We start from the raw sequence: 12613 nt of genomic DNA, 5'->3' as shown, positions 1-12613 counted from the left end.
GATTCGGCCTACAATAACAGCTGTGGCGCGGCCGCCAGCAGTTGGGGGGTGGACAGGGTCTGACTGGCAGCGCTGAAGCTGACCTGATGCATTCGCGCCGACCACTCATTAATGGCATCGGCGCCACCGAGAGCCCAGGAATCGGCAGAGGCGGTAGTCACATCCACAACCTGCTGCCACTCCTTGGCCACCTGCGACAGGGCAAACAGCGTCACCCCCTGTTTATCGATCACCGCCTGCAGTTGCGCCACCACCATCTTCATCTGCGCCAGGGCCAGGCTGGCCTCATCCAGCTTGGCCCAGGCCGATTGCAACTGTTTGAGCAGCGACATCGCCGTTGCCGACAACACCACCTCATGAACCGTGTCCTTGGCAATCTGGGTGCTGCCCTTGGCAAAAGGCTTGATGGGATCCTGCTCGGTGGCCAGTGCCACACTGACATCAATGGCGGTGGCCACCACGGTAGTGCCCATGGACAGCGCCGAATCCGTCAGCTTTTGTTCGCTCTGATCGAAGGCATCGTTCAATTGCGCCACCAAGGCCATCAGCCGAGTCACCTCGGCCTCGTCGGCGCCTTCGATGGCTGTGGCAATCGTCGCCAGTTGCCTGACCAGCCCCTCACCGTCGGCAATGTAAGACACCACCTCATCCACCACAGAAATCACTTTGGGAACCGGGTTGTCCGGTTCACACAGGATGCCGACCACCTCCTGCTGGGTCTCGATGTGCTTACTGAACAAGTTGTGAATCTCATCGGCCTGAGCCACCACTTGTCCATTGAGCAGCCCCTCGTAATAGGCCTGCCACAGCAGCTGTTGCCACTCCTCAAACCGGGTCACCAGGGTGCGGTTTTCCGGCTGAGTGCTAATGGCAGGCGGCAAACGCGCCTGCTGTACGGCGATCAGAAAATCATTCACGCTGATCAGGTGATTCAAAATTGGAATAACCGGTAATAACTGGGCCATTGGAACCTCCGTCATCTCAGGCTGGTGAACCGCCGGGCGATCCACCAGACCTGATAGGGATTAACTGTGAAAGGGAATTAGCTCGCTGGCAGCGAGGCGATCTGAATCCAGTTGTTGTCCTGAAGGGTCTGGCCCTGATGCATCCACAATTGACCGATATTGTCGGTGTAATAGACCTTATCGGTGTTGCTGCTGAAGACGCCAGTCGCGATGTGGTTGAAATTGGTGGCCTGCGGCGGCTGAGCCTGAGCATCGACGAACCACAGAGACTGATCGTCGGCACTGATGATGAACTGGCTGCCGTTGCTCAACTGGGCTCCGTTGGAGACCTTATCGGCACAGAAGCGCGGTGCCCCGTCAGCGGAGGCATCCAGGACGTAAGACTTCTGGTCAATATCGATGAGTCCCAGCTGATTGCCGTTACTGGTAACACTGGCGTACTGCGTTTCTGACACCAGGCTCCAGCTGTCGTTAAGGTACACATACAGCAGCTGGGAGTTGTTGGCCAGGGCGTACACCTTACCGGCGGCCACTGCAATCTGGGTCGCGGCATCGGGCCCCGGCAGGGCTGCCAATTTACGCCAGTCGGTGCCACTGCCGCTGTATTGGTACACCTGGCGATCCTCCTGAGCCTGGTTGATGCAAATCAGCGTCTCCCCTTCAACAGCAATGGCGGCCACCGCAAACTCTGAGATAAAGGTCCAGCGACCAATGTCAGGGTTGTAGGTTTTCACCAGGTAGGTGGGCGGCTTGGGGTCCGGGTTGACCGAGGCCCCGTCGATGGGCGCCCCGTCAATGGCGGCAATCATCTTCGGGCTGGCGACACAGCTCAGCACCGAATCCGGCAGAGACGTCCAACGGTTATCCGCATCCTGATACTGGAACAGCTGCCCGGACAGGCTGACACAATAGGCGGTGTTATCCACCGCACTGAAGCTGGTGGGGCTGGTCAGTTGAATGGCATTGGGCCAGATGTAAGCGGTCAACCCCTGCAACACCGAGGCGGCGCCGACAATCTCGTTCCACTCCTGCTGGGCCTGTTCCAGTTCACCGGCATCCAGATCCGCCAGCGCCACGCCGATGTCATCGGCCAGGGTCTGGTACAGATTTTCCAGGGTGGTCAGTTCCCGCTGGGCCGCGGTATTCATGGAAGAGAACCCCTGCACCTGAGTGCTGAAGGCATTGATCCCCGCCGCCACGGCCGAATCCTCTTTTTGCCACAGTTCGTCGTTTTTTATCTTGCTTTTCATCACCGCAATCTGGCCTTTCAGGGTCAGGATCTCCGAGATGGCAAAATAGGCACCGACGGCACCGGCGCCCATGGCAAACCAGCCAAAGGGGTTCCAGAAGTTGGCGACTCCCACCAGACCCAGCGCAATGGCGGCGGCCGCCGCAAAGCCCAGGCCGATGATCTTACTGTTGTCTTTGCTGATCTGCTTGTTGAGATCCTTGATCTCCTGCACCAGGCCGTCAATCTCCTTGGCATAGGCGTCACTGAGCTTCTTCAACACACCGGTGTTGGCCGCTTCCACTATGGTGACTGCCGCATTCTGAAGGTTGCTGCCCAGAGTTTCCATCTGGGTTTTAAGGGTGTTGATGTCTGGTAACTCGGCTCCGATCAACGCTTTGAGCTGAGCTAAAGTTTGCTCGTACGCCGGCGTGCCCGGCTCCTGAGCAGACAAGATGGTGAACTTGGCCGCCACCGATCCACTGATGGTCTGAAAGGTATTGGGCACCGACACCAGTTGGGAGAAGATGCTGGCAGACCCGGAGCTGGGATCGGTATTGATCCAGGCCCCCGCCTGCCCCTGGAACGTGGCCACCTGACTCCTGAACAGGTCATAGGACTGTTGCAGCTCTGGATTATGAATGCCGGGGCCGGGATCCGGCCCGCGGAAAGTCACGGTGGGCAACTGTGCTTCGGTTAGCGAGTACACATAGGCTGAGATGGCGGCAACACTGAGTACCGACGCCGACGATTGAGCGGCAACCGCCATGGCCACCTGACCCAAGCGAGTTTTAGGCTGACTGGAGACCAGAGTCAGGGTCGCCGAGGTCAGCATCGCCTGGCTGGTTTGTGCCATGCCTTTGGCAGCAGAGATCTCTTGTAGATTTGACATAAAAATGGACGTCCTTATCAATCAGAAAAACACTTCGACCGGCACCACACCCACCAAGCCATACTCCCTGTGCTCGGTGCGCCGGCCAAAACCCAATAGAGTGTAGTTAATCCTGTTTGCGGCACGACCGTGCCGGTGCCAACACGGAACCACGACCGGGCAAACGCTTCCGTGGCTGCCTAGGCGGCAATAGCGCTCAGTGTATTGATAAGGCGATGTTTATTATTTAACTTTGCCGATGTGCAAACTGGAAAGAGACGGGGTAAGGGGCCCGGAACGAGCGCATCTCTTTCGTAAATCAGGGCGATTGTCTGACAGTCTCCATCCCAGCGTGAAACACCAAGCCGATGGCATCATCGCCACCGGCTTCCTCGACGATTAGCTCACCAGTTGCAGATCCGCCAACTGCTTATACAAGGCGTTTTTCGCCACCAACTCCCGATGGGTTCCCACGGCAGCGATGCGGCCCTGCTCCATCACCACAATGCGGTCGGCGTTAACCACTGTGGCCAGGCGGTGGGCAATGATCAAGGTCGTTTTGCCCTTCATCAACTCATCCAGCGCCAGTTTCACCTGCTGTTCACTGGCCGCGTCCAGGGCACTGGTGGCTTCATCCAGCAACAGCACCGGCCGGTCGGCCAGTAGCGCCCGGGCAATGGCAATACGTTGCTTCTGACCACCGGACAGGCGCACGCCCCGCTCTCCGAGATCGGTGTCATAGCCGTTAGGCAGAGCCTGAATAAACTCATGGGCCCGGGCCGCGCGACAGGCCGCTTGCACCTCTGCCAGGGTCGCTTCGGGACGACCATAACGAACGTTCTCCAGGGCACTGGTGGCAAAAATCACCGACTCCTGAGGCACCAGGGCAAACTGTTGTCTCAGTTCGGTAGGCGCCAACTGCTGAATGTCGATGCCATCCAGCAAAATCCGTCCTTGCTGGGGCAGATAGAAGTGCTGCAATAGCTGAAACAGCGTCGACTTACCCGCACCACTTGGGCCCACCAACGCCACCCGCTCACCGGGCTCAATGGTCAACGCCAGATCCGACAACACCCGTAGGTTTGGGGCACTGGGGTAGGCAAACCCCAATCCCTGCAAAGCCAGATGCCCCCGAACCGGCGAAGGCAGCGACCGCGGCGACGCCGGAGCCACAATCGAGGGCTGGGTATTGAGCAACTCCATCAACCGCTCGGTCGCCCCCGCCGCCCGCTGAACCTCACCGATCACCTCACTGATGGTGGCCACCGCTCCGGCAACCATCACCGCATAAAACAGAAACGCGGTCAGTTCGCCGGCGCTAAGGCCACCGCTGAGCACCTGAAGTGCGCCCAGCCAGGCCACCACGGTGATGGCGCCGATGCTCAGGCTCATCACCAATGCAATCAGCAGTCCGCGGTAGTAAATCCGCGAGGCGGCGGCATCGATCACCGCCTCAACCCGGCTCTGGAAGTGAGTGCGATCCACCTGCTCATGGGTATAAGCCTGAACGGTATGAATCTCGTGCAGGGTTTCATCGACGTAGGCACCGATGTCCGCCACCCGATCCTGACTGTCCCGGGCAAAGGTGCGAACCTTGGCCCCAAGCACTTTGATGGGCACCAGCACCACCGGTACGGCAATGGTCACGTACAGCGTCATCAACGGGCTGGTCACCAGCATCATCAGCAGCCCCCCCACCAGAGTCACCGACGAGCGCAGCGCCATCGACAGGCTCATTCCCACCACGGTCTGAATCACGGTGGTATCGCTGGTAAACCGGGAGATCACCTCTCCGGTACGGGTCGATTCGTAGAAGTCCGGCGACAAGGTCAGCAGATGCTGGTAAACCTTGGAGCGAATGTCGGCACTGACCCGCTCCCCCAGCCACGACATCAGGTAAAAACGGAAAAACGCCGCCGCCCCGCCCACCAGGTTGATGCCCAACACCACTAACATGATCTGGTTGAGACGTTCACCGTTGTCGCTGAGGAAACCTTCGTCCACCAGCAATTTGACTCCTTGCCCCAAGGCCAGCCAACTCAGGGACCCCAGAGCCAGGGCAACGCAGGCCGCCGCCACCCGGCGGCGATAGGGTTTTAACAGCGTACCCAGCCAGGGCAACACCGCGGTCACGCGACTTTTCTTCATGCAATTCCAATCTATTCAAAGGCATTCAATACAGATGCGATTGAACCATCATAAACAAAAACCGGCCCCTGTTGGGGCCGATATCCTAGTCGTTCAGTAACGGGCTGTGTCTGTCGGTGTCGTCAGGCACTGCGGGCATGCCCATGGCCTTTGCCATCGCCGGTCATCCAACTGACGCTGTTCAGATCCTTGCCACCAATGGCAAAAGCCTGACCAAATCCCTTCACAAACAGGCCCTTACTGGGCTTAAGACAGTAGAGGTTAAAATCCGCCAGTTGAGCCAGATTGTCGGCAATCTCACCGAAACGTTGCGCCAACGCCGCTGCCCCTTGGCGAAACACCGGGGTGTCGCGCTCAATCAGTTCGGCAGTCACGTCAAAGGTCAGGCGTTTACGACCATAAATGGACTTAGCACTGGCCTCGTCCTGCACCATCATTACCGACAGTTGCTTGTTCACCTTAAGGTTCATGCCATGGCGAGCGATGTCACTGACCATGATAAAAAAGCCCTGTTCGCCTTGAGCAAAAGGCGCATAGCTGACATTGGGCTGTCCATCCGCCCCCAGAGTTGCCAGCATCAGGGTCTGGCAGGCCGCTTTAAACTCTTCCATCTCCGGCAGCAGACGTTCCTGCAACCGCTGTTGTTTCTGATTATCCATAACAGGTCATTTCCTATAGTTATACGGCCTTTGGTCACTCATAAGGCAGCGACAACCGCCGCTGCCCCAGTGCTCAGGCAGCAGAAACAATCTGCTGCTTCAATGCGGTAAATCGTTGTACCTGATCCGCCAGCAACAACCGTTTTTTGTCTCTGCCCAAGTAGATCTTGAAGATAATGGCTCCAGAAGCATCGAACATCTGAATGCTGTGACTGTCACTGCCCATAAAGGGTTTGCTCACCAGCGCCACCTGGGCCACCGCGTCCAGCTTCAAATGACCGTGAAGCCCCTCCCCTTTGGTCACCAGGTTGTAGTAACCGTGGCCAGGCTTGCCTTTTGGAAAACTGCCTTTAAATTCGAAAATGCTGCCGGCAAGGCTGACAATGGTGGTCATCGGTCCCCACTCCGGCAGGTCCGCCATCAGCGCATCCAGCTGCTCACGCGGCAACACCGTGCCCATGTCATCCGGCAGGGAGGCCACGACCTCAAATTCAGACACGCCCAGTTGGGTGGCAATCTGACCCGGCATGGTGCTGGGATTCTCATTAATGATATCGGCAACAGACTGAGCTATATCACTCATGCACTTTTCTCCATAGAAAGGGGGTTGGTATCAAGGTAACTGAGCAGGCCATTGCACAGGTTGACCTGCCAAAAACGGCCCGCCAATGTAAAGGCCACCGCAGTGTCTGACACCCTGGCCAGCCCACGCTGCTGCCACTGGGCAAACAGTGGCCGGGCATGCTCATAAAGATCGTGTCCAAGCAACCGCTGCGAAATAACGCCCTTGTCGCAGGCGCCAACCAGCTGGCTCTTGAGATGAGTTTCAGATTTCGGCAACAACACCATGATCGGCCATTGCTGCTGTTCAATACTCGATTGGTAGCGCTCCAGATCCCTGGGCTGCATCAGGGCAAAGCCCCCCAGGTTGCCGCCGGCCCCTGCCCCCAGAGGCAGAATTTCAGCACCGGCCTTGACCATGGAGTTGTACAAACTGCGCTCACGGTTGTCCTGAGACCAGTGGCAGCAACTGAGCCGCTGAAAATGATGCCTTTCCATGAACTCATTGCCGTATCGGTACATCTGCGACTTGGTGGCCGTGTCTGCGGGTGGCGGCGCCGTGCCTTTTTCGCACTGCTCCAGCATCGGCGTCCCTTTCAGGTCAATCAACTGATACAGGTCGACACCGCTGACGTTGGTGGCCAGCATGTCGTCCAGATCCTGTCGCCAGATGCGGTCGCTTTGATGCGGCAATCCAAACAACAGATCGATGACGATAGGGGCCAGCCCGGACTGGCTCAACTCGGTCAGGCGAGCCATCACGGATTCTCGGTCGTCCAGGCGCTTGGCCGCCTTACGTACCTGAGTATTGAAACTCTGCACCCCAAAGGAGAAACGGTTAAAGCCCCCCTCCAACGCCCCGTTAAACTTGGCATCATCAAACTTGTTGATGCGCCCCTCCAACGTCAGCTCACAGTCACTGGTCAGAGGAAAGTTCGCCCGCAGTGCCTGCCCAAGCTGTTTCAATTGCGATGCCGACAGATCGGTCGGTGTGCCACCGCCGATATAGACCGCATGAAAAGGCGCACTCTGGGCATACTGAGTCCGGCCTTTACGTTCAATCTCCTGCAGCAAAAAACCGAAATACTGATCCACCAGTTTGCGACTGGAGGCGTACTGAAAAAAACTGCAGAAGGTACAACGCACCCGGCAAAACGGAACGTGCACATACAGGGCCCGGCGTTTATCCGGGGTGGCACCGGCACTCAACAATGACGACAAACGCTGCTGGGCCTGCTCTGGCGCCAAGGGTGGCATACCCGGCCCACCGGCATGGGCACCGCGTTTTTGCTCAAACGCGAATTTCAACGGCTCCGGCGTATCCTTGCCGGTCATCAAGTCATCCATGGTAGGGGTGAAAGGCATCTCAACTCCAACGAATTCAACCAATTACCACCAGGGTCAAACTCCTACCGCTCGCGAGAGTAAGTGACTGACGCCAATGCTATTTCTTGGTTTTGGTAACTCAATGACCACGGACTCTACCGGAGATTGAGATTTAGATCAAATGCGAATCATTTTTATTTGCACTAGCAATGTCATCCATTCTATTATCTGTGCATCGTTTGTATAAGGATCCCAGGTTGTGACTCCCAATCGTTATCTACTGTCTGCCGTTACCGCTGTGCTGATTCAAGGCTCGGTTATTGCTGCTATGCCTGTGGAAGCCCCCTTGGTGATGCAGTCGGGTCAGGTCACCACGCAGATCAGCCTGTCATTGGCAAAAGCGGTAAATACCGCCGACGCCCAACCGGAGTCAAAACCTGAGCCGAAAACCAAACCTGAGCCCAAGCCCAAACCGGAGCCCAAACCTGAGCCCAAGCCCAAACCTGAGCCCAAACCCAAACCGGAGCCCAAACCTGAGCCCAAGCCCAAACCTGAGCCCAAGCCCAAGCCTAAGCCGGAGCCCAAACCGGAACTGAAGCCAGAGCCCAAGCCACAACCGGAGCCCAAGCCTCAATCCGAGGCGACAGCCCCTCAGGTTGCCGCTAAGCAAGGGGTGATGGATCTGCCGGAACTGGTGAATCAACCCTCATTTTTAACGCCACCGAAGCCGCCACACTACCCAAAATCCGCCCGCAAGCGCGGCCAGCAGGGGGTCACCCTGGTGGAGGTGTGGCTCGACAGTCTGGGGGAGCAGGTCAAGCTGGAGATCATCCAGAGCAGTGGTCATAACAGCCTCGATCGGGCGGCACTGGCAGCCGTTCAAAACTGGCAGTTCGCCCCGCTGTCTCATGGCTCGACCGCAAAGGCTTCTCGAATCCAGATCCCAGTACGCTTTGCCTTGAATTAACAATAATCCCTTAGGAGTTCGCCCCCATGGCGCCGTTCGAAACCTACCTCAACCACCTGGGCGTCATGGCCTGGCCTCTGCTGTGCTGCCTGACCCTGACACTGATCATCCTGATTGAACGACTGGCCAATGTGGCCATTAACGCCCCCTGGCGGGACCGCTGGCTTAAACGACTCGACTGCCAGAATCCACTGGACTGCCCGGCACTGGAACAACAACTCAGCGGCCGCCGCAGCCTGTTGTCCCGAGGCACTCAGATGCTACTGGGCCACGCCAGTCAGGATAAGGCGTTACGTGAAGAGATCGCCGGCCTGTGGCTGCTGAAACAGAAACGGCAACTGATGGCTGGCCTCAAAGTCCTGATGGTGATCGGCATCATCAGCCCGATGATGGGATTGTTGGGCACCGTACTGGGCCTGATCCAGATGTTTCAGGAGATCGGTGCCAGCAACGGTCCGGTGACACCGGCTCAACTGGCGGATGGCCTGGGGCTGGCCATGTACACCACCGCCGCCGGGTTGATCATCGCCCTGCCAGCTGTCGGCGGGGCTCACCTGCTGACCCTGTGGGCCGAACGCCAGTTGGGGAAAACCGAGCACGTGCTCAACCGCATCAACCTGTGGCTATCCGGCATCGCACCGCGTTCGCAACAGGAGATTGCGGCATGATTCGGGTTCCTGAGTCTGCCGCCGACAGCGCTGGCGCAAGCGTCGACTTAACCCCGCTGATCGACATCATTTTTATCGTGCTGGTGTTTTTGCTGTTAACCGCCAATACCCGCCTGCTGGCATTGCCAGTGGACGTCCCCGAACAGGCGGAGTCGGCCCTGGGCCCGGTCAGCGAAGACAATACCCTGGCTGTCAATGTTCTGGCCGCCGATCCTCATTACGCACTCAACCAAACCCCTTACCGAGACTGGGAGGAGTTTAAATCTGCGTTTCTGGCCGCCCACAGCCAACACCCGGACTACACCGTGGTGGTGGCCGCTGACAAACACGCACCCATCCAACCCTTGATGCAACTGCTGGCGTTAATGCAGGCCCGGCAGATTGACCAGACCCAGATTCTGATGGAGGAATAACCATGAATCGTCACTTTCCCCTTACTGCGGTTTCCCTAATATTCGGCGCCAGCCTGAGCCTGTCTGCCCTGGCCGCCGAACGCGTCGTCAGTGCCGGCGCCGCAGTCACCGAGCTGGTGGTGGCACTGCAGGGCGCCGACAAATTGGTGGCCGTTGACGTCACCAGCAAGGTCCCGGAAGGGATGGAGATTCCCATGCTCGGCTATCACCGAACCCTGTCTGCGGAAGGCATTTTGTCCATGAACCCGGATCTGCTGGTGGGCAGCGACGAGATGGGACCGGACGCCACCCTGAATATCATCCGCCAGGCGGATGTGGAAGTCGCCAGCCTGCCGGCGGCTGAAACCCCGGACCAACTGCTGACCAACATCGATACTTTGGCCGGGTTGCTGAACTCCCAAGCCACGGCGCCCACGCTGAAGGCCAAAATCAAGCAACAGGTTACCCGCATTGACGCAGCCAAAAACCAATTGGGTCGCTCCCCCCGAGTGGTGTTTGTGTTGCTCCGGGGCGATCGCGGTGCTCGACTGGGTGGCAACCACACCCCGGCCGACATGCTGATCAACCTGGCCGGGGGCACCAACGTGGCTGGCTTTGACGGCTACAAATCTGCCAACGAGGAAACCCTGTTGGCCCTGGAGCCGGAGATGATTCTGGTCACCAAACCCAGCATGGACGATGACGATGCCGCTAAGGAGCTGATCGAGTCGCTGCCGCTGCTGGCGCACACTCCAGCAGGCAAAAATGGTCACATCGTCAACCTGCCCGCCAAGGCCCTGCTGGGTGGCCTGGGTCCCAGCGCCCTTGATGCCGCAGAGCACCTGGCTCAGCAAATGGTGGAGATCCACTGATGGACCAAGCCCGACTGTTGTGGCTGCCACTCATCGCGTCATTGATGGTGGCCAGCCTGTTGTCAATTACCACCGGGCCCCTGGCCATTGACCCTCTGGACAGCCTGAGGGCGCTGTGGGCCACCATAGCCAACACCGAGGTCACCTCACTCAAACCTCATGAACAACTGGTCATCAGTAACGTGCGCCTGCCACGCACCCTGCTGGCCATCGTCATTGGCGCTTTATTGGCGCAATGTGGCGCGGTGATGCAGGGACTGTTTCGAAACCCGCTGGCGGATCCCGGCATCATCGGCGTGGCCTCGGGGGCGGCACTGGGCGCCGCCATCTCCATCGTCATGTTTCCGTTTGCCGGCGACTACCTGGTGCCGGTGGCCGCGTTCCTGGGCGGGCTGGCCACCACCCTGGCGGTGTATCGTCTGGCCCACAGTCGCAACGGCACCTCGGTGACCCTGCTGCTGCTGTCCGGGGTGGCCATTGGCGCCCTGACCGGTTCCGGCATCGGCTTTCTGACCTTCGTCGCCGACGAAACGGCCCTACGGGATCTGACCCTGTGGCAGATGGGGTCTCTGGCTTCGGCCCAGTGGCACAGCATTGGACTGTGTCTGGTGGCCTTTGTCATCCTGGCCTGGCAATTTCAAAAGCACGCACAATCCCTCAATGCCCTGCTATTGGGTGAGGCGGAAGCCCGTCACCTGGGTGTGGAGGTGGAGAAACTGAAAATCAAACTGATCATGCTCACCGCGTTAGGCGTAGGCGTCAGTGTGGCCGCCGCCGGCATGATTGGCTTTATTGGATTGGTGGTTCCCCACCTGATTCGCATGATCATCGGACCGGATCATCGCACCCTGCTGCCACTGTCCGCCGGTCTGGGCGCCGCCATTTTGTTGCTGGCGGATCTTGGCGCCCGCACCTGGATGGCACCGGCAGAGATGCCTGTGGGCCTGGTCACCGCCATTCTCGGCGCGCCGTTTTTCCTGGCGCTGCTGCTTAATCAACGCAACCGGTTGGGGTAAACATGGATTTTCTGCATATTCAGGGGCTGGATGTGGCCGTGGGCGGCAAGCCACTGCTGCAAGGCATTACCCTTGCAACCCAACCTGGGCAATTCACCGCCCTGCTCGGCCCCAACGGGGCCGGTAAAAGCACCCTGCTCAAAGCCGTCTGTGGCGAAATCGGTCATCAGGCCGGTCAGATCCAATTTCTGGGCCGCCCCATGGAGCAGTGGCCTCGAATCGAACTGGCCCGTCACCTGGGGGTGTTGCCTCAGCACAACAGCCTCAGCTTCCCGTTCCGGGTCAGAGAGGTGGTCGAGATGGGGTTGTTTCCACTGAGTGCCGGTGCCAGTGAGTCCCGAATGATCGTCAATCACGCCCTGGAACAGGTGGACGTTTGCCATCTGGCAGAGCGTCGCTACCCGACCCTGTCCGGCGGTGAAAAACAGCGGGTGCAACTGGCTCGGGTACTGACCCAGCTGGCCCAAGCCAGTGAACCGCCACTGCTGCTGCTGGACGAACCCACCTCGGCGCTGGATCTGTCACAGCAACACCGGGTATTGGCGTTAGCCAAGGCACTGGCAAAAGAGCAGGGATTTGGAGTCATCGCGGTACTGCATGATCTCAACCAGGCGGGGCGCTATGCCGACCACCTGGTGGTACTGGACAACGGCGGCATTCGCTACCAGGGCAGCGCCAATGAGGTACTGACCGGTGATCAGGTAGAGTCGGTATGGCACTACCGTCCCACCATCGTCAACGACCCCAAATGGGGGACTCCTGTGGTGCTTTGAAGCGCCCCGGTTCCTCTCCCTCAGGGCGAACGGCGCACGTCGGTCGCCCTTTTTGATCCTGCTCGGCCGTGACAACGTCGCTTCGACCGGCCCGATTCGGCGCCAATGCACCGACCTCGAATATCAACAAGGATCCAGGCCAACTCGGCACCGCCAGAATGGTGGCA

The 12613-nt window shown here is 58.6% G+C and carries 12 protein-coding genes; 6 read left to right on the top strand and 6 right to left on the bottom strand.

The annotated features are described in order from the left end of the window. Positions 1-8: 8 nt before the first annotated feature. The 6 genes from J8Z22_RS07235 to hutW all read right to left on the bottom strand — a co-directional run bounded on the left by J8Z22_RS07235 (position 9) and on the right by hutW (position 7797). On the bottom strand, positions 9-965 hold the full coding sequence (locus tag J8Z22_RS07235) for a hypothetical protein (protein WP_252009795.1): 957 nt from the start codon (positions 963-965) through the stop codon (positions 9-11). 77 nt (positions 966-1042) lie between these two features. Further along, the gene (locus J8Z22_RS07230; RefSeq protein WP_252009793.1) at positions 1043-3085 is read right to left on the bottom strand and encodes a hypothetical protein; all 2043 of its coding nucleotides are present in this window, start codon (positions 3083-3085) and stop codon (positions 1043-1045) included. Positions 3086-3463: 378 nt separating this feature from the next. After that, entirely contained in the window at positions 3464-5212 is a 1749-nt protein-coding gene (locus J8Z22_RS07225) for an ABC transporter transmembrane domain-containing protein (RefSeq protein ID WP_252009791.1), read from the bottom strand. A gap of 122 nt (positions 5213-5334) precedes the next feature. Further along, the gene (gene hutZ, locus J8Z22_RS07220) at positions 5335-5871 is read right to left on the bottom strand and encodes a heme utilization protein HutZ (protein WP_028113635.1); all 537 of its coding nucleotides are present in this window, start codon (positions 5869-5871) and stop codon (positions 5335-5337) included. A gap of 73 nt (positions 5872-5944) precedes the next feature. Further along, positions 5945-6454, bottom strand: coding sequence for a heme utilization cystosolic carrier protein HutX (gene hutX, locus J8Z22_RS07215; protein ID WP_252009789.1), 510 nt, complete (start codon positions 6452-6454; stop codon positions 5945-5947). Beyond that, positions 6451-7797, bottom strand: a complete 1347-nt coding sequence (hutW, locus tag J8Z22_RS07210; protein ID WP_252009788.1) for a heme anaerobic degradation radical SAM methyltransferase ChuW/HutW — start codon at positions 7795-7797, stop codon at positions 6451-6453. Before hutW ends, hutX begins: the two co-directional genes overlap by 4 nt. 220 nt (positions 7798-8017) lie before the next feature. Here hutW and J8Z22_RS07205 point away from each other — a divergent pair, with 220 nt between their 5' ends. Genes J8Z22_RS07205 through J8Z22_RS07180 form a run of 6 tightly spaced genes read left to right on the top strand, consistent with a single transcriptional unit; the run spans position 8018 to position 12446 of the window. After that, the gene (locus tag J8Z22_RS07205) at positions 8018-8725 is read left to right on the top strand and encodes an energy transducer TonB (RefSeq protein WP_252009787.1); all 708 of its coding nucleotides are present in this window, start codon (positions 8018-8020) and stop codon (positions 8723-8725) included. 26 nt (positions 8726-8751) lie between these two features. Beyond that, a complete protein-coding gene (locus J8Z22_RS07200) occupies positions 8752-9393 on the top strand; it encodes a MotA/TolQ/ExbB proton channel family protein (protein ID WP_028113639.1) in 642 nt (213 codons plus the stop codon). Beyond that, on the top strand, positions 9390-9806 hold the full coding sequence (locus J8Z22_RS07195) for a biopolymer transporter ExbD (protein ID WP_252009785.1): 417 nt from the start codon (positions 9390-9392) through the stop codon (positions 9804-9806). Before J8Z22_RS07200 ends, J8Z22_RS07195 begins: the two co-directional genes overlap by 4 nt. A 2-nt stretch (positions 9807-9808) precedes the next feature. Further along, complete coding sequence (locus tag J8Z22_RS07190) at positions 9809-10657, top strand: hemin ABC transporter substrate-binding protein (RefSeq protein WP_252009783.1); 849 nt, start codon at positions 9809-9811, stop codon at positions 10655-10657. Beyond that, a complete protein-coding gene (locus J8Z22_RS07185) occupies positions 10657-11673 on the top strand; it encodes an iron ABC transporter permease (protein WP_252009781.1) in 1017 nt (338 codons plus the stop codon). Before J8Z22_RS07190 ends, J8Z22_RS07185 begins: the two co-directional genes overlap by 1 nt. A 2-nt stretch (positions 11674-11675) precedes the next feature. Then, a complete protein-coding gene (locus J8Z22_RS07180) occupies positions 11676-12446 on the top strand; it encodes a heme ABC transporter ATP-binding protein (RefSeq protein ID WP_028113642.1) in 771 nt (256 codons plus the stop codon). The last annotated feature ends 167 nt before the right edge of the window (positions 12447-12613 follow it).

Origin of the sequence: Ferrimonas sp. SCSIO 43195, from assembly GCF_023716685.1 — a bacterium.
GTDB classification, from domain to species: domain Bacteria; phylum Pseudomonadota; class Gammaproteobacteria; order Enterobacterales; family Shewanellaceae; genus Ferrimonas; species Ferrimonas kyonanensis.
Note: the sequence above shows the minus strand (reverse complement) of the source record. Positions and strands in the feature narration are given on the sequence as shown.

Bases quoted from the DNA above. Each gene is read 5' to 3' on its own strand.
- J8Z22_RS07185 (WP_252009781.1), top strand. From the start codon at position 10,657: ATGGACCAAGCCCGACTGTTGTGGCTGCCACTCATCGCGTCATTGATG.
- J8Z22_RS07195 (WP_252009785.1), top strand. From the start codon at position 9,390: ATGATTCGGGTTCCTGAGTCTGCCGCCGACAGCGCTGGCGCAAGCGTC.
- hutZ (WP_028113635.1), bottom strand. From the start codon at position 5,871: ATGGATAATCAGAAACAACAGCGGTTGCAGGAACGTCTGCTGCCGGAG.
- J8Z22_RS07200 (WP_028113639.1), top strand. From the start codon at position 8,752: ATGGCGCCGTTCGAAACCTACCTCAACCACCTGGGCGTCATGGCCTGG.
- hutX (WP_252009789.1), bottom strand. From the start codon at position 6,454: ATGAGTGATATAGCTCAGTCTGTTGCCGATATCATTAATGAGAATCCC.
- J8Z22_RS07235 (WP_252009795.1), bottom strand. From the start codon at position 965: ATGGCCCAGTTATTACCGGTTATTCCAATTTTGAATCACCTGATCAGC.
- J8Z22_RS07225 (WP_252009791.1), bottom strand. From the start codon at position 5,212: ATGAAGAAAAGTCGCGTGACCGCGGTGTTGCCCTGGCTGGGTACGCTG.
- J8Z22_RS07230 (WP_252009793.1), bottom strand. From the start codon at position 3,085: ATGTCAAATCTACAAGAGATCTCTGCTGCCAAAGGCATGGCACAAACC.
- J8Z22_RS07180 (WP_028113642.1), top strand. From the start codon at position 11,676: ATGGATTTTCTGCATATTCAGGGGCTGGATGTGGCCGTGGGCGGCAAG.
- hutW (WP_252009788.1), bottom strand. From the start codon at position 7,797: ATGCCTTTCACCCCTACCATGGATGACTTGATGACCGGCAAGGATACG.
- J8Z22_RS07190 (WP_252009783.1), top strand. From the start codon at position 9,809: ATGAATCGTCACTTTCCCCTTACTGCGGTTTCCCTAATATTCGGCGCC.